18 protein-coding genes and 1 pseudogene are annotated in these 19,841 nt (G+C 76.2%); 15 read left to right on the plus strand and 4 right to left on the minus strand.

Translation table 11 applies throughout. The features are described 5' to 3' along the window. The first annotated feature begins 56 nt into the window (after positions 1-56). Genes ABD981_RS04260 through ABD981_RS04270 form a run of 3 tightly spaced genes read left to right on the plus strand, consistent with a single transcriptional unit; the run spans position 57 to position 3,363 of the window. On the plus strand, positions 57-713 hold the full coding sequence (locus ABD981_RS04260; RefSeq protein WP_046912456.1) for a helix-turn-helix transcriptional regulator: 657 nt from the start codon (positions 57-59) through the stop codon (positions 711-713). Beyond that, the gene (locus ABD981_RS04265; RefSeq protein ID WP_046912455.1) at positions 713-1,333 is read left to right on the plus strand and encodes a Pvc16 family protein; all 621 of its coding nucleotides are present in this window, start codon (positions 713-715) and stop codon (positions 1,331-1,333) included. Before ABD981_RS04260 ends, ABD981_RS04265 begins: the two co-directional genes overlap by 1 nt. Then, positions 1,330-3,363, plus strand: a complete 2,034-nt coding sequence (locus ABD981_RS04270) for an ATP-binding protein (protein WP_046912454.1) — start codon at positions 1,330-1,332, stop codon at positions 3,361-3,363. The genes ABD981_RS04265 and ABD981_RS04270 overlap by 4 nt, the downstream gene beginning before the upstream one ends. 65 nt (positions 3,364-3,428) lie before the next feature. Here the strand turns inward: ABD981_RS04270 and ABD981_RS04275 are convergent, their stop codons facing one another. Next, positions 3,429-5,033 carry a COG1470 family protein gene (locus ABD981_RS04275; RefSeq protein ID WP_345527959.1) on the minus strand — a complete coding sequence of 535 codons (1,605 nt, stop codon included), beginning with the start codon at positions 5,031-5,033 and terminating at the stop codon, positions 3,429-3,431. Between the two features lie 233 nt (positions 5,034-5,266). On the opposite strand from ABD981_RS04275, the gene ABD981_RS04280 reads away from it, so the two are divergent. The 4 genes and pseudogenes from ABD981_RS04280 (at position 5,267) to ABD981_RS04295 (ending at position 7,989) form a co-directional block, all read left to right on the plus strand. Further along, a complete protein-coding gene (locus ABD981_RS04280; protein ID WP_046912466.1) occupies positions 5,267-6,850 on the plus strand; it encodes a phage tail sheath family protein in 1,584 nt (527 codons plus the stop codon). A gap of 134 nt (positions 6,851-6,984) precedes the next feature. Continuing rightward, positions 6,985-7,364 (plus strand): annotated as a pseudogene (locus ABD981_RS04285) (phage tail protein). Beyond that, on the plus strand, positions 7,364-7,837 hold the full coding sequence (locus ABD981_RS04290; protein ID WP_046912464.1) for a hypothetical protein: 474 nt from the start codon (positions 7,364-7,366) through the stop codon (positions 7,835-7,837). Before ABD981_RS04285 ends, ABD981_RS04290 begins: the two are co-directional and overlap by 1 nt. Next, the gene (locus tag ABD981_RS04295) at positions 7,834-7,989 is read left to right on the plus strand and encodes a DUF6760 family protein (protein WP_165591041.1); all 156 of its coding nucleotides are present in this window, start codon (positions 7,834-7,836) and stop codon (positions 7,987-7,989) included. The genes ABD981_RS04290 and ABD981_RS04295 overlap by 4 nt, the downstream gene beginning before the upstream one ends. A gap of 1,397 nt (positions 7,990-9,386) precedes the next feature. Here ABD981_RS04295 and ABD981_RS04300 read toward each other — a convergent pair. Both ABD981_RS04300 and ABD981_RS04305 read right to left on the minus strand, forming a co-directional pair. Continuing rightward, on the minus strand, positions 9,387-9,761 hold the full coding sequence (locus ABD981_RS04300; RefSeq protein WP_345527963.1) for a hypothetical protein: 375 nt from the start codon (positions 9,759-9,761) through the stop codon (positions 9,387-9,389). 78 nt (positions 9,762-9,839) lie between these two features. Beyond that, positions 9,840-10,061 carry a hypothetical protein gene (locus tag ABD981_RS04305; RefSeq protein ID WP_046912539.1) on the minus strand — a complete coding sequence of 74 codons (222 nt, stop codon included), beginning with the start codon at positions 10,059-10,061 and terminating at the stop codon, positions 9,840-9,842. 950 nt (positions 10,062-11,011) lie between these two features. Here ABD981_RS04305 and ABD981_RS04310 point away from each other — a divergent pair. The 8 genes from ABD981_RS04310 to ABD981_RS04345 all read left to right on the plus strand — a co-directional run bounded on the left by ABD981_RS04310 (position 11,012) and on the right by ABD981_RS04345 (position 18,807). Then, positions 11,012-11,230 (plus strand): hypothetical protein, encoded by a 219-nt coding sequence (locus tag ABD981_RS04310; protein WP_131723957.1) that lies wholly within the window; start codon positions 11,012-11,014, stop codon positions 11,228-11,230. Positions 11,231-11,295: 65 nt separating this feature from the next. Then, positions 11,296-11,733, plus strand: a complete 438-nt coding sequence (locus tag ABD981_RS04315; protein WP_046912444.1) for a phage tail protein — start codon at positions 11,296-11,298, stop codon at positions 11,731-11,733. Between the two features lies 1 nt (position 11,734). Beyond that, positions 11,735-12,532, plus strand: coding sequence for a CIS tube protein (locus ABD981_RS04320; protein ID WP_046912443.1), 798 nt, complete (start codon positions 11,735-11,737; stop codon positions 12,530-12,532). Next, positions 12,529-14,370, plus strand: a complete 1,842-nt coding sequence (locus ABD981_RS04325; protein WP_046912442.1) for a VgrG-related protein — start codon at positions 12,529-12,531, stop codon at positions 14,368-14,370. Before ABD981_RS04320 ends, ABD981_RS04325 begins: the two co-directional genes overlap by 4 nt. A 46-nt stretch (positions 14,371-14,416) precedes the next feature. Continuing rightward, entirely contained in the window at positions 14,417-14,815 is a 399-nt protein-coding gene (locus ABD981_RS04330; RefSeq protein ID WP_046912441.1) for a GPW/gp25 family protein, read from the plus strand. A gap of 7 nt (positions 14,816-14,822) precedes the next feature. Then, positions 14,823-16,853 (plus strand): putative baseplate assembly protein, encoded by a 2,031-nt coding sequence (locus ABD981_RS04335; protein ID WP_046912440.1) that lies wholly within the window; start codon positions 14,823-14,825, stop codon positions 16,851-16,853. Continuing rightward, the gene (locus ABD981_RS04340) at positions 16,850-17,449 is read left to right on the plus strand and encodes a phage tail protein (protein WP_240495502.1); all 600 of its coding nucleotides are present in this window, start codon (positions 16,850-16,852) and stop codon (positions 17,447-17,449) included. The genes ABD981_RS04335 and ABD981_RS04340 overlap by 4 nt, the downstream gene beginning before the upstream one ends. After that, positions 17,446-18,807, plus strand: coding sequence for an NADase-type glycan-binding domain-containing protein (locus tag ABD981_RS04345; protein ID WP_345527970.1), 1,362 nt, complete (start codon positions 17,446-17,448; stop codon positions 18,805-18,807). Before ABD981_RS04340 ends, ABD981_RS04345 begins: the two co-directional genes overlap by 4 nt. On the opposite strand, the gene ABD981_RS04350 is transcribed toward ABD981_RS04345, so the two are convergent. After that, positions 18,759-19,733, minus strand: a complete 975-nt coding sequence (locus ABD981_RS04350) for a helix-turn-helix domain-containing protein (protein WP_046912490.1) — start codon at positions 19,731-19,733, stop codon at positions 18,759-18,761. The two genes, ABD981_RS04345 and ABD981_RS04350, sit on opposite strands and share 49 nt — an antisense overlap. Between the last annotated feature and the right edge of the window lie 108 nt (positions 19,734-19,841).

Consider the following 19,841-nt stretch of genomic DNA (forward strand, 5'->3'; position numbering starts at 1 on the left):
GCCGGGCAACCGGCCGTCTACCAGCACATTCTTGGGGGAAGGGCAGGCATTCGGGCATGCTCACCAAGCGCGTGGCAGTGACCGTCCACGCTTCCGATCCGCTCAGCCGGGCCGGTCTCATCAGCCATTTTCAGCATCAGCCGACGATCGAGGTGGTGCCCGAGCGGACCGCCGACGAGGCGGACCCGCCCTGCGGCACGCCCTCCGTCGCCGTGATGCTCGCGGACCGGATCGACGAACCGGCCACGACCGAGCTGCGGCGCGTCCTGCGCGGCGGGGACCAGCGGGTCGTGCTCGTCGCCGGTGAACTGCGCGAGCCGGACCTGCTCACGGTCGTCGAGTACGGCGTGCGCGCGATCCTGTGGCGCCACCAGGCCACCGAGCAGCGGCTCGTCAACGCCGTGCACAGCGCGGCGCGCGGCGACGGCGAACTGCCCCCGGACCTGATCAGCCGCCTGCTCAACCAGGTGGGACGGCTCCAGCGGGCGACGAGCACCGCGTCCACGGGAACGGCGCCGCTGTTCGGGATGGCGCCGCGCGAGGTGGACGTCCTGCGGCTGCTCGCCGAGGGCCTCGACACCCGGCAGATCAGCGAGAAGCTCGCCTACTCCGAGCGGACCGTCAAGAACATCCTGCACGCGCTGATGACGCGTCTCCATCTCGCCAACCGGGCTCATGCCGTGGCGTACGCACTCCGCGAGGGCTACATCTGATGATCCACGAGATCGACGAGGCGCTGAGCCGTCTCCTGGCCCCCGCCGTGTCCGGGGACGTCTCCTTCGACCCGCCCACCCGCGACTGGGCGGCCCGGCGGACCGCGCCGACCCTCAACGCGTACCTGTTCGACATACGGGAGGACGTGGCCCGCCGCGAACGCGGCGCGTACGCGGAGCGCGACGCCCGCGGGGCCGTGGTGCGCCGCCGTCAGCCGCGCCGCTGGTTCCGCCTGTCCTACCTGGTGACCGCGTGGACCTCCCGGCCGGAGGACGAGCACCGGCTGCTGTCGAGTGCCCTGGCGCTGCTGCTGCCGCACGAGGCGCTGCCGGAGGACGCGGTGCCGGAGGTGCTGCGCGGAGCGGCCGGCACCCCGGCGCTGCCGCTGACCGTGGCCGTGCCGCCCGCCGAGTCCCGCTCCCTCGCGGACATCTGGTCGGCGCTCGGCGGGGAGCTCAAGCCCTCGCTCGACGTGGTGATCACCACTCCGTTCCCGGTCGTCCCGGTGTACGACGTGGCGCCGCCGGTCACCGAGGTGCAGATCACCACGCGCGGGACCGACGGGGTGCCGTCGGACTCCGCGCCCCGGGTGATCCGGCGGACGGAGTACCTGCCGTGAGCGGTTCCGACCTGACGGCGCGACTGGCGGCCCTGCGGGACCGGGTGGTGGGCGTGGTGGAGAGCCGCGCCGCCGAGGACCCGACGGCCGGCGATCCGCTGCGCGGGATGTACGTGACGCCGGAGACCGCCCTCCGGTCGGCGGCGCGGCCCCTGGCCGAGTACGGCGCGGAGTGGGCCCCGGACCCGGCCGGCCCGGGGGACGCCGGGGGTGGGCCGGACCCCGCGGGGTCCGACCGGCTCGGGAGGCTCGCGCGGGCCTTCGGGCTCGGCCCGCTGGACGCGCACATCCTGCTCACCGCCCTCGCACCCGACGTGGACCGGGCGTTCGAGCCGCTCTTCGGCTACCTCAACGACGACGTCGGCCGGCGGCGGGCCACGGTGGGGCTCGCCCTCGGGCTCGCGGGCACGGGACCCCACGAGGCCGCCGCCCGCGACCGCTTCCATCCCTCCGCCCCGCTGTGCTCCGGCGGCCTGCTGGTCGTCGAGGACGAGGACCGTCCGCTGCCCGGCCGCGCGCTGCGGGTGCCGGAGCGGGTGGTGGCGCACCTGCTCGGCGACGACGGGCGGCTGGACGCGGGGCTGCCGGGTGCCGGGGTGGAGCTGCTGCCGCCCTCACCGGACGAGCCGGCCGTGGCGTCCGAGGCCCTGGCGGAGCTCGCCGAGCGGATCCGGGCCGCCGCTCCCGTCACCGTCCACCTGCGCGAGCGGACCCCCGGGACCGCCGCCGACGCGGTAGCGGAGGCCCTGTGCGCCGCCGGGCGGCCGGTGCTGCGGATGCGCGCCGGAACCGGTGAGGCCGGCGCCGGGGTGGCGTCCGCCCTGCTGCGGGAGGCCCGGCTGCGGGGCGCGGCGGTCGTGGTCGAGCCGCTGCCTCGGGAGGCCGGTCCGCTGGTGCGCGCCCTGGCGGCGCCGGACGTGACCGTCGTCCTCGCGGGCACGGACGCCCCCGATCCGCGCTGGGCCCCGCCGGTGGAGCTGATCGCCCTGGAGGCGCCCGGGGACTCGGCGGGCTCCGCCGAGCTGTGGCGCCGGGCGCTCGGCCCCGGGGAGCCCGGCTTCGACCTGTCCGAGGCGGTCGCCCCGTACCGGCTCGGCGGCGGCCGGATCCGCCGGGCGGCCCGTTCGGCCCTGGCCCTCGCCGCGTTCGAGGGGACGGAGCTGACGGCCGCGCACGTGCAGCGCGGGGCGCGGCTGATGTCGGCGCCGCTGCTCGACAGCCACGCCCGACGGGTCCGGCCGGCGGTCGGCTTCGCCGATCTCGTGCTGCCCGAGGAGCCGCTGCGGCTGCTGCACGAGCTGACCGGCCGGGCCCGGCACCGGGACCGGGTGCTCGGCGACTGGCGGCTGCGCACGGGCGGCGGCCGCGGCCGGGGCGTCGTGGCCCTGTTCGCCGGGGAGTCCGGCACCGGCAAGACGCTGGGCGCGGAGGTCGTCGCGGGCGAACTCGGCCTGGACCTCTACGTGGTGGACCTGTCCTCGGTCGTCGACAAGTACGTGGGCGAGACCGAGAAGAACCTGGAGCGGATCTTCGCGGAGGTCGACCGCACCGACTGCGTGCTGCTCTTCGACGAGGCGGACGCGGTCTTCGGCAAGCGCTCCGAGGTGCGCAGCTCGCACGACCGGTACGCGAACCTGGAGAGCGCCTATCTGCTCCAGCGGCTGGAGGCCTTCGACGGGATCGCCGTCCTGACCACCAATCTGCGGGCCAACATCGACGAGGCGTTCACCCGCCGGCTCGACCTGGTCGTGGACTTCCCGTTCCCGGACCCGGAGCAGCGCCTCTCCCTGTGGCGGGCGTGCCTGGCGGGCGCGCCGCAGGCGGACGACCTGCCGGAGGCCGTCACCGGCTGCGCGAAGGACTTCGAGCTGGCCGGCGGTGCGATCAGGTCGGCCGCGGTGACCGCCGGATATCTGGCGGCGGGCCGTGGCGGGCCGGTGACCGGGGAGGACGTACGGGCGGGGGCCCGGCGCGAGTACCAGAAGGCGGGCCGGCTGCTGCCGGACGCCGGGGTGCCCTGGGCCCCGTAGGCCCTGCCTTTCGGAAGGGGGAGAAGAGGCCCGCCGGCGGGGGACGGGCGGGCCTCCTCGGTCGGTCAGCCGCGCCAGACGACGCCGCCGCCGAGCATGGTGCGGATGGTGTTCCAGTCGGCGGTGCCGGTCACCTGGAGCCCCATCGCGGCCTGGTAGTCGCGGATGTGCGCGGCCACGTTGTCGCTGTACCGGCTGGCCGGGCCCGGGACGGAGTTGTCGCGGAAGTACGTGATGCCGAGGCCGGCGTTGGTCCGGGCGACGTCCATGTCATGGGCGTCGAAGGTCCCGTTCATGGCCCAGTAGAAGGCGGCCATGAGGCGGGTGGTCTCCCAGCTGCTGCCGCCCTTCTTGACCATGTCGGGCGTGACCCCCTGCATCCACAGCGAGGTGAGGGTGGCCGGGCCCAGCATCCCCTCCTTCTCCGTGTCGAGGATCCTGGTGGGGTTCTTGCCGCTGTTGTCGACGGCGTGCTGGTAGCAGACGAGCGAGGCCCGGGTCGTCGCGTCGATCACGCCCCGGGTGAAGCCGCCGCGGGGGCTGCAGCCGTTCTTGAGCGCGACCAGGCGTTCCTGGGCGAACTCCACCACGACGTCCTTCTGGTAGCCGGGGCCCCAGGGCGGGCCGGTCTTCGCGGCCGGCGGCGGCACGTTGGGCCGCTGCGCGGAGCCGCCGCCCTGGTCGCCACCGCCACCGGTGCTCCCGCCACCGCCGCCGCCCGAGCCGCCGCCGTCGCCGGGCGGCGGCGGGGCACCGCCGGTGTCGGGGTCGCCGCCGTCGAGGGGCGGCGGGGACGCACCGCCGGGGCCGGTGCCCGCGTCGTCCCCGGAGCCGGGGGGCGGGGGCGGCGCGGTCGGCAGGTTCTTCCCGTCGCCCTGCTGGACCGGGTCGGGGGCGCCGGCGGCCAGCAGTTCCTTGGCGGAGCTGCCGATCTTCGGCGAGAAGCCGAACCACAGCACCGCGAAGGCGATGACCGCCGCGGTGAGCAGTCCGCCGACCGACATCAGCCAGGCCCCGATGACCGGGCGCTGGACGAAACTGCCCTCCAGGTCCTGGCCGGTGTCGTCACCCGACCTGCGCAGCGCGAGCGTGAAGCGGTGGGTCTGCTCGCCGCCGGTCCACCGGATGTCCCGCGGGCGCAGGGTCAGTTCGGCGAAGGCGGCCCGGCCCGGGTCGATGCGCACGGCGTTCGGCGCCAGGTCGAACTCGAGGGCGTCGGTCTCGTCGCGGGCCACCAGGGAGGCGGTGACGGGCGTGTTGCCGAGGTTGTCGACGGCGGCCCGGGCCCGGCCCCGGAAGCGGCCCCGCAGCGCGGGCGGCAGGAGCTCGGCCCGCACCTCGGTGAAGGGGGCGATGGTGAGCTGCCCCTCGACGACGTCGCGTACGGCGGCGTTCTCCCGCGGCTCGACCCGCACGCCGTAGGCGGCGGGGCCGGCCTCGGCGTCCGGGGTGCGCGGCGGCGCGAACGAGATCTCCGCGGTCCCCTCCGCGCCCGGGTAGAGGCGCAGCACATCGGGTTCGACGCGGCCCCAGCCCGCGGGCCTGCCGACGAGGGAAAGCCGGTACTCCTCGACGGTGTCGCCGGTGTTCCGCACCCGCAGCCGGGCGGTGGCCCGGGAACCGGGCTCGACGGCCACGGCGGCCGGGTCCAGAGAGGTCCAGATGGTCATGGGCGGCAGGCTACGTGCGGGCGGGCGGCCCGGGCGTGTCCGAAGGTCCCGGTGCGGGGGCAGGCCGGGCTGCCCTTCCGTACGGCCTGCCCTTCCGGGTGTCCGCTGAGGCAGCGATCGCTGCCCTCGGCGCCGCCCGTTCGTCCACGCGCCGGGGCACGGGGGCGGGAGAGAGTCGGAAGCGTCACCGCCCCTTTCCCGTCCTCCGTACCCTCCGAGGAGCGCTCGTACCCATGCCCACCTACCTCTCCCCCGGTGTCTACGTCGAGGAAGTCGCCAGCGGCTCCCGCCCCATCGAGGGGGTCGGCACCTCCGTGGCCGCGTTCGTCGGCCTGGCGCCGACCGGACCGCTGCACGAGCCGACGCTGGTGACCAACTGGTCCCAGTACGTGGCCTCCTTCGGGGACTTCACGGACGGGTACTACCTGGCGCACTCCGTCTACGGCTTCTTCAACAACGGCGGCACCGCCGCGTACATCGTCCGGGTCGGCGGCGGCGACGCCGGCGCGTCGGGCGTGACCACGGGCGCGGGCGGTACGGACGCCGCCCCGAAGGAGCTGCTGCCCGGCACCGCCGTCGCGCTCGGCGCCTTCCGGGTCGCCGCGATCGCCGCCGGGTCCGGCCCGGACGGCACGCTCACCGTCGAGGTGCAGGAGGCCGAGGGCGACGACGAGCGCTTCAAGCTGGTCGTGAAGGACGGCGAGAAGGCGGTCGAGAGCTTCGACGTCAGCGCCAAGAAGAGCGCCCGCAACTTCGTCGTCACGCAGGTCCGCCAGCGCTCCAAGACGATCGTGGTCGAGGAGGCCGGCGCCGCGCTCGCCCGCCCCGACGCGCAGTCCGTGACCCTCACCCCGCCCGCCCCGGCCGCGGTGGCCGTCCCCGCGGCCCGCAGCGGCCAGGAGACCGTCCTGGAGTCGGGCCAGTTCATCGGCGACTCGGCGGACCGCACCGGCTTCGGCGGTCTGGAGGCGTTCGACGAGATCACCATGGTCGCCGTGCCCGACCTGATGGCCGCCTACCAGCGGGGCCTGGTCGACCTGGAGCAGGTCAAGGCCGTCCAGCTCGGCCTCATCGCCCACTGCGAGCTGATGGGCGACCGGATGGCCCTGCTCGACCCGCCGCCCGGCCTGAACGCCCGCGACATCCGCAAGTGGCGCCAGGAGACGGCCGGTTACGACTCGCGCTACGCGGCCCTCTACTACCCGTGGATCAAGGCCTTCGACCCGGCCACCGGCCAGACCCGCACCGTCCCGCCGTCGGGCCACCTGGCCGGCGTCTGGGCCCGCAACGACTCCGAGCGCGGTGTGCACAAGGCCCCGGCCAACGAGATCGTGCGCGGCGCGGTCGACCTGGAGCTCCAGATCACCCGCGGCGAGCAGGACCTGCTCAACCCCGTCGGCGTCAACTGCATCCGGGCCTTCCCCGGCCGCGGCATCCGCGTGTGGGGCGCCCGCACCCTGGCCTCCGACCCGGCGTGGCGCTACCTCAACGTGCGCCGCTACTTCAACTACCTCGAAGAGTCGATCCTGATCGGCACCCAGTGGGTCGTCTTCGAGCCGAACGACCAGGCCCTGTGGGCGCGGATCCGCCGCAACATCTCGGCGTTCCTGGTCAACGAGTGGCGCTCCGGGGCGCTCTTCGGGCAGCGGCCCGAGGACGCGTTCTACGTGAAGTGCGACGAGGAGACCAACCCCCCGGAGTCCGTGGACCTCGGCCGCGTGGTCTGCGAGATCGGCATCGCGCCGGTGAAGCCCGCGGAGTTCGTGGTCTTCCGCCTCGCGCAGTTCCAGGGCGGCGGGGGCGAGCTGGAGGAGTAGGCCCCGCCCTCCTCCGCGCCCCGCGTCCCGCGTCCCTGAAGCAACGAACCAGAACCAAGGAGTGACCCCTCATGTCCCTGCAGCCCGGTGACGCCCTCACCACCCATAATTTCGGCCTCCAGATCGACGGCGTCATGGTCGAGTACCTCCAGGAGGTCAGCGGCCTGTCGATGGAGCAGGACGTCATCGAGTACCAGCAGGTCTCGGCGGACGGCAAGCCCGTCGTCAAGAAGATGCCGGGCGTGAAGAAGGCCGGCCAGTGCACGGTCGTCCGCGCATGACGCAGAGCGCCACCTTCAACGAGTGGATCAACCAGTCCATCGCGGGTGACATGGGCTCGGCGCGCAAGAACGCCACGATCATGATGATGGACTACCAGAACAACCCGGTGAAGCGGTACAACCTGCGCAACGCCTGGTGCAGCAAGGTCGACACGAGCGGGGTCAAGGCGGGCGACGCCGCCGCGCTCACCGAGACCGTGACCATCGTCTTCGAAGAGCTGGTCATCGAGTAATGCGACGCGAAGGCCCCGGGGGCGCGGTGGCGTCCCCTCCCGCAGCGGGTTCCGGTCCCGGTTCCGTCCTCGGTCCCGGCTTCGGCGAGGAGCGGCGCGAACCGCTGCGCACGGAGTTCGAGTTCGAGCTGCCGCGCGGGTACGTCGACGAGTCCGGCACCGTCCACCGGCGCGGTGCGATGCGGCTGGCGACGGCCCGGGACGAGCTCGTCCCGCTGCGGGACGTCCGGGTGCGGGAGAACCCCGCCTACCTGTCGGTCGTGCTGCTGGGCCGGGTGGTCACCCGGCTCGGCACGCTGCCGTCGGTGCACGACGGGACGGTGGAGAACATGTTCGCCTCCGACCTGGCGTTCCTGCAGGACTTCTACCGGCAGATCAACGCGGAGGGCCACACCCGGGCCGCGGTGGCCTGCCCGCACTGCTCGGAGTCCTTCGAGGTCGAGCTGGCCGGGAGCCGCCTGGGGGAATCGTGACGTACGCGGCCGACCGGATCGAGGAGGAGGCCGCGTACCTCGCCTACCACTTCCACTGGTCCCTCGACGACGTCCTGGACCTCGAACACGGGGACCGGAGGCGGTACGTCGGGCGGGCGGCGGCACTGGTGGAGCGGTCGGCGCAGGCGTAGGGGCCGGGCGCGGTCGGGGAGCTGTTGAGGAGAGGGGAGCGGGAGGGGATGGGAATGTTCGGCAGGTGGAGGTCGCGGCGCGCCGCGGCGGGCGACGCGTCGGCGCCGACGGCGCCCTCGGTGCCCTCGGCGGCGCTGACCGGGCCGGGCGACGCGTGGGCGGCGCTGCCGCCGGTCCAGCGCGTCCTCGCCGCGCCGCGGCGGGTCGCCGACCCGTCGTTCTCCACCTCCCTCGCGACCCACTCGGACCCCTCCTTCCAGCGCGAGCTGGGCCACGGCCGGACCGCGTCCGCGCCGGGCGGCCTGCTCCTCGACGCGGTCCGGGTGATCCCGGACCGGCCCGCCGGGGCGGACCTCCCGGCCGTACGGCTGCCGGTGACCGCAGCCTCGGAGGGTGCCGCCGTGCCGCGGCCCGGTGACGCGGGCGGGCTCGCGCCGGGCTCTTCGGCCCCCCTTCAGCGGGCTGCGACGACGACCGTCCCGACGGCCGCTTCCGCACCCGCCGTCGGGACGCCGGCCGGACGGACGGCGGGCCGGGAACGCGCCCGCGCGCGAGGCGGCGAGCCGGTGAACGGGCCCGGGAGCGCGCCGACCGTGGCGCCCCTCGTCGGCCCGTCCGACGAGTCGGCCGCGGGGCCGGTGGCCCGGGCCGCCGGATCGAAGCGCTCCCCCGCGGGAGCGACGGGCGGTCAGGCAACGGCTGCTCCCGCGACTGCGCCGGTCCAGCGCGCGGTCGGAGAAGCGACCCCGGCCACGGGGACCGCCGGCCGTCAGGCAACCACTGCTCCCGCGACTGCGCCGGTCCAGCGCGCGGTCGGGGAAGCGACCCCGGCCACGGGGACCGCCGGCCGTCAGGCAACGGCTGCACCCACGACTCCGCCCATCCAGCGCGCGGTCGGGGAAGCGACCCCGGCCACGAGGACGGCCGGCCGTCAGGCAAGCACGGCACCCGCGACTCCGCCCGTCCAGCGCGCGGTCGGAGAAGCGACCCCGGCCGCGCCACCCGTCGCCCCGACCACCGGGACGACCCACACCCCGGCACGCACGGCGGACCCTCGGGCAACCGCCACGCCCGCCGCTCCGCCCGTCCAGCGCGCGGCCAAGCCGCCCACCGTCCCGGCCACCGGGGCGACCCGCGCTCCCGCACGGGCAACGGGCCCCCAGGCCGGGGACGCTCCCGCCACCCCGTCCGTCCAGCGCGCGACCGCGCAGACGGCCCCGACCACCCCGGCCACCGTCCCGGCCACCGGGACGACGCCCGCTCCCGCACGAGCGGTCGCCCCGCAGGCAGGCACCGCTCCCGCGGTCCAGCGCGCGGTCGGGGAAGGGGACACGCCCGCGCCGCCCGTCGCTCCGACCACCGGGACGAACCACACTCCCGCACGCGCAACGACCGCTCAGGCAACCGCCGTTCCCGCGACCCCGCCCGTCCGGCGGGCGGCCACGGCGGCGGGCAGCACCAGCGCCGCCCCGGCCACGGGGACGGCGCGGACCCCCGCGCGAGCCACCGGCGCCGACGCGGGTGCCGTTCCCGTCCGGCGCGCGGCCGCCAGCAGCGCACCCGCCGCCCCGGCCGTCCAGCGCGCGACCGCGCAGACGACCCCGACCACGACGCCCGCCGCCCCGGCCACCGGGACGGCGCGCACGCCCGCGCGCACGACCGGCGACGCGGCGGCGACCTCCCCCGCGGCGGCCGCGCCCGTGCGTCCGGCGACGCCCGCGGCCGAGACCAGGGGTGCTTCGGCGGTGGGTCCCTCCCCGGCCCCGAGCACTCCTGCCGTCCAGCGGGCCGAGCCGGTGCACCCGGTCCGGCCCGCTGGAGACGGTGCCCTCGACAGCGCGTCCCCCGTTCAGCGGGCGACTCCGGTGCGCCCCGCCCCGGCCGTCGTCCGGCCCGTACGCGACGCGCTCCTCACGTCCGCCCGCGCCACGGCCGACGCGGCACCGCGCCGCCGGCTGTCGCCCGTCGGCATGCCCGCCCCGCAGGAGCGGACGGCGCCGTCGGCGCCGGTCCAGCGGAAGGCGGCCGCTCCGGTCGAGGCGACGCCTCCCGCCGCGCCGGCCGTCCCCACCGCGGCGGTCCCCGCACCGCCCCTCGACGTCCCGGGTCCGTCACCCCTCGACGGGCCCGGGACCCCCGCCGCCGACGCCGACGCCGCGGCCCGGCCCGGTCCCCCGGTACGCCGCTCCCGCCGCGCGCCGGGCGCCGACTGGAGTACGGCGGCGCCGACCGCCCCTGTCCGCAAGGGACTCGGGGCGCCGGTCCAGCGCGCCGAGTCGCACGTGCCCGCGACTCCGGCCGAGCCGCGGCCCCGCCGGTCGCCGATCGGTCCGCCGATCACTCCGGCGCAGGCGGCACCCGCCACGGCCCCGGCACCGAAGCCGCCCGTCGCACCGGCACCCGCGCAGGCACCCGCACCGGGCCCCACACCCGCACCGAACACCGAGCCCCAGGCGTCCGCGCCCCGGCCGGCGCCCCAGCCCGCTCCCCAGCCGGAGCTCCAGGCCGAGCCCGCCCCGGCTGCCACGGTTCGGCGCACCCCCGTGCCCGCCCCGGCCCCGACGCCCGCACCAGCGCCTCGCCCCACCGCCCCCCGTCCAGCGCATCGCCCTCCCCCGCGCCCGGACGACGGGGCCCGCGCCCCTGCCCCTGGCCACGGCGCGGCCCCTCGCTCCCCGCACCGCGCCCCCGCAGGCCGCCGCACCGGCCGCCGCCGCTCCTGCCGCCACGGCCGGGTCACCCGTAGCACCCGTCGCGCCCGTCACTCCGGTCAGCCCCATCGCCCCCGCCGCCCATGGTGGCCCCGGCGGGCCCGGCGCCCCCGCCGTCCAGCGGCTCGCCGCGACCCCCGTCGTACCCCTGACCCCGCCCCGCCCCGCGCAGCCGGTACGGACTCCGGTCGCCGCCCAGCCGGCCCCGGCCGTCGCCCCGGCGGCGCCCGTGGCGAGCCGGCCGGTGGTGGCGAGGGCCCTCGCGCCTGCGGCGGCGCCGCCGCAGGCCCCAGCGCCCGCACCCGCGCCCGTGACGCCCACCGCCCTCCCGCCCCGTACCGTGCAGCGCTCCGCCGAGGCGGCCGCCCGCCCGCAGGGGCCGGCTCCGGTGGCGGAGCAGGGCGCCGCGTCGCCCGCGCAGCTCGACGAGTTGGCCCGCCGGCTGGTCACGCCGCTCTCGCGGCTGCTGCGCGCCGAGTTGCGGGCCGACCGGGAGCGCGTCGGCCGCCTGCGTGACCACGGGCGCTGAGACCGCGCCGCCCACGGCCCCTTCGACCACCCTCCACCCTCCCCACCGAGTCCGAGAGAACTCCCATGCCCCAGCCCCTGGATCCCGCCTCCACCATCTTCTTCAGACTCACGATCGACGGTCAGGACCTCGGTCTGTTCAACGGCTGTGACGGTCTCGCCTCCGAGGTCGAGGTGGAGCAGCGCCACGAAGGCGGGAACAACGGCTTCGTCTGGCAGCTGCCCACCCGCGTCACGTTCTCCACCATCCGGCTCACCCGTCCGCTGACCCCGGACACCGCCCGGGTCGCCGCGTGGATCTCGTCGCTGGCCACGGGCATCACCCGCCCGACGGCGCAGATCGCCGCGCTGCGCGCCGACAAGTCGGTGGTGGCGCAGTGGGGTCTGGTGGAGGTGCTGCCGGTCCGGTGGACCGGGCCGAGCCTCGATCCGGGCAACCCGTCCGTGGCGACGGAGACCCTGGAGATCGCGCACCACGGCTTCACCGACGCGGGAGGGGCCTGAGATGGCCGCGCCCTCGGGCGGGAAGGCGGCGCGCGGTCTGTCGCGGGCCTCGTTGTCGATCCATCAGCCGCCGACGGACCTGGGCGGCTCGATGGGCGGCGCCATCGGCGAGGTGCGGTTCCAGTTCAACCCGGACCAGCTGCGGCTGAGCCGGTCGGCGGACTGGCACACCGAGCCGGCGGTCGCCTACACCCGGGGCGCGCCGCCGAAGTTCACGGGCAGCCGGCCAGCCTCGCTGGAGCTGGAGGTGTTCCTGGACGCCTCGGGGACGCCGAGTTCGACGGCGGTGCAGAACCAGGTGGAGCTGCTGCTGTCGTGCTGCGAGGTGACGGCGCAGAGCGTCGACTCCAAGGCGCCGAGCCCGCCGTGGGTGCGCTTCTCGTGGGGGTCGTTCTCGACGGTGCAGTTCGTCGCGTACGTGACGAACGTGTCGGCGACGTACACCCTGTTCAGTCCGAGCGGGGTGCCGATCCGCGCCACCTGTGCGCTGTCCCTGACCGAGGTGGCCTCGGAGACGAAGAAGCAGAACCCGACGTCGGGCGCGCTCTCCGCGCGCCGGGTGCACCGCACCGTCGCCGGGGACTCGCTCGCCTCCCTGGCGTGGCGGGAGTACGGCGACGCGACCCGGTGGCGGGTGATCGCCGAGGCGAACGGCATCGACGACCCGATGCGGCTGAGCCCCGGCACGGAGCTGCTGCTGCCGTCCGCCACCGAGATCCCGGCGGCGGTCCGTCCCCCCGTCCGGCCTGTCGTACCGACCTTCCCAGCGCAGTCATCGCCGACCGGGGGCGCAGCATGAGCGAGAAGACCTTCACCACCGTCCTGCACGTGCAGCTGGACGGGGTGACCCTCCCCGACGCGCTCGCGGTCCGGCTCACGGAGGGCTGGGTGGACGCGAGCGTCAACGTGCCGTCCGCCTTCCAGCTGACCTTCAGCGACAAGGACGGCACGCTGACGGAGAAGTTCCCCTTCCTGAAGGTGGGGGCGCTGGCGGTGCTGTCCCCGTTCACCGACGGGCGGCTCGGCGCGCCCATGCTGACGGGCGAGGTCACGGCGCTGGAGACGGACGCCGCGCCGACGCTCGGGCGGTACCTGATCGTGCGCGGGTACGACCCGGGGCACCGGCTGCTGCGCAACCGCCGGGTCGAGGGCTATCCGAACATGACGGCCTCGGACATCGTGCGGAAGGTGGCGGCGCTGAACCGGGTGCCGCTCGGGCGGGTCGACGCGACGCCGACGGTCTACGAACTGGCGACCCAGCCGAACATCACGGACTGGGACTTCCTGTCCCGGCTCGCCCAGGCGAACGACGTGCGCCTGTCGGTCGACCAGGCGGGCCGGCTCACCTTCGCCGCCCTCCCGCCGGCCTCGTCCGCGCCCGCCGACACGACGCCGGCCGCGCAGAGCCCGTACGTCCTGGACTTCGGGCACAACACGCTGCACAGCCGGGTGTCGGTGACGGCCGCGGGTCAGGTGGGCCGGGTCGACGTGCGGGGCTGGGACCCGCGGACCCGGCAGGCGCTGTCCTCGCCGACGCCCGCGCTGGCCAGCACGGAGATCGTCTCGGACATCACTCCGGCGCAGCTCGCCGCGCCCTTCGGGACGGCCGAACTCACGCTGGCGGACCGCCCGTTCACCACGCAGTCCGAGGTGCGGCAGGCGGCGCGGGCGCTCGCCGACGACGTCACCGGCTCCTTCGCGGAGGTGGAGGTGGCCGTGACCGGGAACCCGGAGCTGAAGCCGGGGCAGCCGGTGGCGGTGAGGGGCGCCGGGTTCCCGTTCGAGGGGCGCTACACGGCGACCGGGGTGCGGCACGTCTTCGCCTCGGGGCGGCAGTTCACGTCCTGGCTGACCGTGTCGGGGCGCCAGTTCCGTTCGCTGTACGGGACGGCCGCGAGCGGCGGCGAGGCGGCGCCGGCGATGCCCGGCGTGGCGGTCGCGCTGGTCACCAACACCAAGGACCCGCTGTCGCTGGGCCGGGTCCGGCTGCGCTTCCCGTGGCTGTCGGAGACGTACGAGAGCGACTGGTGCCGGGTCGCCCAGCTGGGCGGGCGCGGCGGCGGCGGGCTGATGCTGCCGGAGGTCGACGACGAGGTGCTGTGCGCCTTCGACCGGGGCTCGCTGGAGCACCCGTACGTGCTGGCCGGGCTGTACAACGGCGTCGACAAGCACACCCCCGCGACCGATCGGGTGCCGCCGGTCGACCCGACCAGCGGCAAGGTCCAGTGGCGTGCCCTCACCTCCCGCACCGGGCACACGGTGGAGCTGAGGGAGGAGGGCGGCAGCCGGACCCGCGCCTCGCACGGCATCCGGCTGCGCACCGCGCAGGGCAAGTTGAGCATCGAACTCGACGAGGCCCGGACGACGCTCACCGTCGACAGCGACGGCACGGTGACGATCAGCGGCGCCCGGGGGGTGACGGTGGATTCGGGGGCCGATCTCACGCTGTCCGCGGCGGGGCGGATCAGCCTCAAGGCGGGGCTCGGGGTCGACATCAGCGCGACCCTCGGGGTCGACATCAAGGCGGGTCCGAAGTTCAAGGTGTCGGCGCTGACGCAGGCGGTGATCAACTCGCCCTCCCTGATCACCGCGACCGTGCCGATGCCCAACCCGGTCGTCGCGAACCTGCCGTTCTGATGCCCGCCCCGCAGAGATCCGGCGCGTCCGGAGAGAGGACCGTTCCATGAGTGAGCATTTCGTCGGCGCCGGGTGGGCCTTCCCCCTGCGCACCGGCCCGAGCGGGTCGATCGCGCTCGTGCGGCGCGACCGGGAGATCGAGGAGTCGATGCGGCTGGTGCTCGCGACCGCGCCGGGCGAGCGGCCGATGCGGCCCGAATTCGGCTGCGCGGTGCACGAGTTGGTCTTCGCCCCGGTGAACGACGCGACGACGGGGCGGATCCGGTACGAGGTGCTCACCTCGCTGGAGCGCTGGGAGCCGCGCATCCAGGTGGAGGAGGTCACGGTGACCCCGGCCCCGGGGGATCCGGCCACGCTGCACATCGACGTCCGCTACCGGGTGCGGGGCACCAACAACCCGCGCAACCTCGTCTTCCCCTTCTACGTGATCCCCTCCGAGGACTGAAAGAGCCATGGCCCTGCCCGCACCCCATCTCGACGACCGCCGCTTCCAGCAGTTCGTCGACGACGCCAAGCGCTACATCCAGCAGGCGTGCCCCGAATGGACGGACCACAACGTCTCGGACCCGGGCGTCACGCTCGTCGAGGCCGTCGCGCACATGGCCGACCAGCTGGTCTACCGCCTCAACCGGGTCCCGGAGAAGAACCACCTGGCCTTCCTCGACCTCCTCGGCATCACCCTCTTCCCGCCGGCCGCGGCCCACGCCGACGTCACGTTCCGGCTGTCGGCGCCGCAGGCCGAGCCGGTGCTGCTGCCGGCCGGCACCGAGGTCTCGACCGGGCGTACGGAGACGGAGGAGGCGGTCGTCTTCGCCACCACCGACGATCTGACGGTGGTCCCCTGCGAGCTGGCCCGTTTCCTGCGGCAGCCGGCCGACGCCACGCCGGAGGACCGGACCCAGGACGTGCTCGGCGGCTCCGACGTGCCCGCGTTCTCCCCGCTGCCGGCCGTCGGCGACCTGCTGCTCTTCGGCCTGTCGGCGGCGGTCCCCGGCTGCGTCCTGGTGCTCGGCCTGGACAGCCGGGTGGACGGCGTGGGCGTGGACCCGCGGATGCCGCCGCTGGTGTGGGAGGCGTGGACGGCGACGGACGGCTGGGTCGGCTGCGAGGTCGACGAGGACACCACGGGCGGCCTCAACCGGCCCGGCGAGGTGGTGCTGCACGTCCCCGCCGGGCACGCGGTCTCCCGGCTGGGCCGGCACGAGGCGGGTTGGGTGCGCTGCCGGATCGTGCCGGCGGCCGAGGGCCAGCCCGCGTACAGCGAGTCGCCGACGGTCCGCGCGGCGAGCGCCTTCACCATCGGCGGTACGGTGCGTGCGGCGCACGCGGAGACCGTGCGGGACGAATCGCTGGGCGCGTCGGAGGGCGTGCCGGGGCAGCGGTTCCGGCTCAGCCACGCGCCGGTCGTGAACCGGCCGCCGATGGTGCTCCGGATCGCCGAGCACACGGACGGTCCCGGCGCCGGGCGGCAGGACGGCGAGGCCCCGGGGGGCGCCCCCGCCGTGGACGGCGACGCGGAGACGGGCTGGCGCGAGTGGACGCTCGTCCCCGACTTCGCGTCCTCCCGCCCCCGCGACCGGCACTTCACCCTCGATGCGACGACCGGAGAGATCGCCTTCGGCCCGAGCGTGCGGCAACCGGACGGCACGCTGCGCCAGTTCGGGGCCGTCCCGTCGAAGGGCGCGGCGATCCACGTGGCCCGGTACGGCACCGGGGGCGGCCGGGCCGGCAACGTCGCGCGCTCCGCGATCAGCGTCCTGCGCAGCTCCATCCCGTACATCGCCCGGGTCGAGAACCGTGAGGCGGCGCGCGGCGGGGTGGACGGCGAGACCGTCGAGGAGGCCAGGCTGCGCGCGCCGATCGCGCTGCGCGCCCAGGAGCGGGCGGTCACCGCCCGCGACTACGAGGAGCTGGCCCGCCGGGCCGCGCCCGAGGCCGCGCGGATCGCCTGTCTGGCGGCGGACGCGGCGGAGGCCGGGGACAACGCGGTGCGGGTGCTCGTGGTGCCGCAGGCGGTGCCGGACCGGGGCGGCCGGCTGCGCTTCGAACAGCTCGTGCCCGGGGAGGAGTTGCTGGGCCGGGTGACGGACTTCCTGGACGAGCGGCGCCCGCTGGGCACCCGGCTCGCGGTCGGCCCGCCGTTCTACCAGGGGGCGACGGTGGTCGCCACGCTGCACGCCTTCCGGGCCGTCAAGACCGAGAAGGTGCGGTCCGACGCGCTGGACGCGCTCTACGCGTACCTCGATCCGCTGACCGGCGGCGTGCACGGCGAGGGCTGGCCGTTCGGGCGCCCGCTGCGGGCCGGGGAGATCTTCGCGGCGCTCCAGCGGGTGCCGGGCGTGGAGCTCGTCGACGAGGTGCTGCTCCACCCGGCCGACCCGCTGACCGGGCGCAGGGGCGAGGCGACGGACCGGATCGAACTGGGCCCGTCCGCGCTGCTGTTCCCGTTCGACCACCACGTCCGCGTGATCGAGGCGCGGTGAACGGCCCGCGGTACGGCGTGACGGGCTCCGCGCGGGGGACGGTGCCGGGCCTGGCGACTCCGTATCCGCTGGGCGAGGCGCTGCCCGCGGTGTACGCGGAGGACGACTTCGGGCGCCGGTTCGTGTCCGGCCTCGACGTGGTCCTCGCGCCCCTCTTCAACGTGCTGGACTCGCTGGAGGCGTACTTCTCGCCCGCGCTCGCCCCGGCCGACTTCGTCGACTACCTGGCGACCTGGGTCGGCGCCGAACTCGACGGCTCCGAACCGCTGGAGACCCGTCGGCGCGCGGTCGCCGCGGCCGTCGCGCTGCACCGGGTGCGCGGCACCCGACGCGGCCTCGTGGCGGCGGTCCGGCTCGCCTTCGGCACCGCTCCGGAGGTCGTCGAGAGCGGCGGGGCGCACTGGTCGGCGCGCCCGCTCGGCCCGTTCCCCGGCGCGTCCGTGGCCGGGCTGCACGTCATCCTCCGGGTCGCCGACCCGGCCGCCGTGGACCCGTACCGGCTGCGCGCGGTCGTGGCGGCCGCCCGTCCGGCCCATCTTCCGTTCACCACCACGGTGACCACCGCTTCCGCCCCTGAAGGAGCCTCCACCCCATGAGCGACACCGGCAACACCCGCCCCTGCCCGGACTGCGCCCGTCCGGTCCGGGCGGCGGACCAGTCCTTCTGCGACGCGTGTGGCGCGTTCCTGCGCTGGGACACGCCCTCGGCGCGTCCGGCGACGACGGGTTCCGGCGAACCGGCGGCCCCGGCCGGGGAGCCGGGCCGTGGCGGTGCGGGCACGGCCACGGCCACGGGCGCGACGGCCTCCGAGGCCGCCACGGCACCGCTGCCCGCGGTGCGGGACGCCGAAGACGCCAGGGACGCCAGGGACGAAGCGAACACCGTGGTCTCCGTGGACGCCGCGGACGGCGGGGACACCGAGGCCGGGGCAGGGGCGGCTCCGGCCGCCGGTGCCCCGGCGGCCGCGTCCCCGTCCGCACGGACCCCGGCCCCGGCGGGCCCCGCGACCGCCTCCGACGACACGCCCGAGGCGTCGGCGGCGCCCGAGGCGGTCGCGAGCCAGGCGGCGACCGGCCCCACCCCGGCCCCGGTCACGCCGACCCCCGCTCCCGCCCCCGGCCCCTCCGACACCGTCGTGCGCGCCCTCCTCGTCCCCGTACCGGAGAGCGGCCCCTCCGCCCCGGCCGCCGTGCTGCCGGGGCGGCCGGACGCGCCGCGCCCCACGGTGCGGGCCGCCGAGGCGCCCGTGGTCGCGCAGGGCGGTGCGCCGTGCGGGGCCTGCGGGACCGCCAACTCCCCCGGCCGGCACTTCTGCCGGTTCTGCGCGACGCCCCTGGTCGCCCGGCCGGCGACCGAGGCCGAAGGCCCGTACGCCGGGCAGCGTCCGCGGCTCGCCCGGGACCGTTCGCGCTGGATCGTGCGGGCCCTGGCGACGGCCGCCGTGGTCGCCCTGCTCGTCGGCGGGATCATCGGCGGGCCGCCCGCCGCCCGTGCGGTGCAGGACCACTTCGCCGACCGGGCCCCCGTCCACCCGGCCGCCTGGCGCGCCTCGCACGCGGCGCCGAAGCAGGGCGCCTCGATGGCGGGCGACGGCTACTCCAACACCTGGTGGGGCACGGGATACGCGGGCGACTCGGCCGGCCAGTACCTGGAGGCGCTGTTCGGCGAGCCGACCGACCTGCTGGCGGTGCTGATCACCCCCGGCAGCGGGAAGAACACCACCCGGGCCGACGGCCAGGCGACCCCGCGCACCTTCGACCTGGTGGTCACGGACTCGGGGGGCGAGACGCACGTCTCGCAGCACCGGATCAACGACGGCGGCACCCAGAAGATCGAGCTGCGGGTGCGGGACGCCGTGTCGGTGCGGCTCGTGGTGCGCACGGCGTGGCGGGCGGACCCGAGCCGTCAGGTGGCGGTCGCGGAGCTGGAGTTCTTCGGCCGTTCCTTCTCCTGAGGTCCGGCCGTGAACGGCCGCGTTCCGGGACCGGTCTTCAGGGCCACGCAGAGCCAGTGGTGGGTCGCGCCCGCCGTCGGCTCGGCGGGGCCCGAGGCCGGCGCGGCGGCCTCGGCCGCGAGTTCCCAATAACGGGCGATCAGCGGGTCGGCGCCGCGGATCATGAGTCCGGCGAGGCGGCTCCGGAAGCCGCGGGTGTCCCGTACGCCGAGCGCGGCGGCGTAGGCGGCGACGAAGCAGTCGAGCGCCTCGCCCGCGGCGGGCGGCCGGCCCGCCCGCACCTGGGTCGCCGCGAGGGCGTAGGCCTCGCCCAGGCCCTCGTAGAGCACGGCGGGCCGGTGGTCGAGGCCGGCCAGGTGGACGACGGGCGCGGGCGCCCGGGCGACGAGTTCGTGCAGGCGGGCGAAGGCGAGCACCTGGGCGGGCGTCGGGTCCCCGGGAGGGTCGGGGACGGCGACGCCGACGATCGCGGCGGCGAGCCGGGACGGCATCCGCACGGGCAGCGTGCGGCGCCAGAAGCGGGCCAGGGCCGTGGTGTCGGGCGGTACGGGCACGGCCCCGAGCAGCCGCAGCCGTTCCGCCCGCTCCTCGGCGGTGCAGTCCCGGAGGAGCCGCAGCGAGGCCTCCTGCCAGCGCAGGGCGGCGAGCCGGCCGCCGACCTCCCGCAGGCGTCCCGCGACGACGTCCTCCAGGGCGTCGTCGCGGTCGAGCACCCGGCCGACGTCCGGGACGGGCAGGTCGAGGGTGCGCAGGGCGCGGATCAGCCGGATCCGGTCCAGGGCCTCGGGCCCGTACCGCCGGTGGCCGCCGCCGCTGCGGCCGGCCTCCGGGACCAGTCCGCGGTCGGAGTAGAAGCGGACGGTCTTGACGGTGACGCCCGCGCGCTCGGCGAGCTCCCCGATGCTCCACAGCTCCTCTGCGGACACGACACGAACCCCCCGTCGTCGCGGACCCCCAGGCTAGCCTCCGCCCCCCGTCCCGCTTGAACCTCCCCCGGGGGGAGTTCCTACCGTTCCCGCGTCCGCCGGGAGTCG

The organism is Streptomyces showdoensis, assembly GCF_039535475.1.
Classification (GTDB): Bacteria; Actinomycetota; Actinomycetes; order Streptomycetales; family Streptomycetaceae; genus Streptomyces; species Streptomyces showdoensis.

Coding starts and splice junctions, on each gene's coding strand:
- ABD981_RS04275 (WP_345527959.1), bottom strand. CDS start 5,033: ATGACCATCTGGACCTCTCTGGACCCGGCCGCCGTGGCCGTCGAGCCC.
- ABD981_RS04290 (WP_046912464.1), top strand. CDS start 7,364: ATGCGACGCGAAGGCCCCGGGGGCGCGGTGGCGTCCCCTCCCGCAGCG.
- ABD981_RS04345 (WP_345527970.1), top strand. CDS start 17,446: ATGAGCGACACCGGCAACACCCGCCCCTGCCCGGACTGCGCCCGTCCG.
- ABD981_RS04280 (WP_046912466.1), top strand. CDS start 5,267: ATGCCCACCTACCTCTCCCCCGGTGTCTACGTCGAGGAAGTCGCCAGC.
- ABD981_RS04260 (WP_046912456.1), top strand. CDS start 57: ATGCTCACCAAGCGCGTGGCAGTGACCGTCCACGCTTCCGATCCGCTC.
- ABD981_RS04330 (WP_046912441.1), top strand. CDS start 14,417: ATGAGTGAGCATTTCGTCGGCGCCGGGTGGGCCTTCCCCCTGCGCACC.
- ABD981_RS04320 (WP_046912443.1), top strand. CDS start 11,735: ATGGCCGCGCCCTCGGGCGGGAAGGCGGCGCGCGGTCTGTCGCGGGCC.
- ABD981_RS04335 (WP_046912440.1), top strand. CDS start 14,823: ATGGCCCTGCCCGCACCCCATCTCGACGACCGCCGCTTCCAGCAGTTC.
- ABD981_RS04265 (WP_046912455.1), top strand. CDS start 713: ATGATCCACGAGATCGACGAGGCGCTGAGCCGTCTCCTGGCCCCCGCC.
- ABD981_RS04315 (WP_046912444.1), top strand. CDS start 11,296: ATGCCCCAGCCCCTGGATCCCGCCTCCACCATCTTCTTCAGACTCACG.
- ABD981_RS04325 (WP_046912442.1), top strand. CDS start 12,529: ATGAGCGAGAAGACCTTCACCACCGTCCTGCACGTGCAGCTGGACGGG.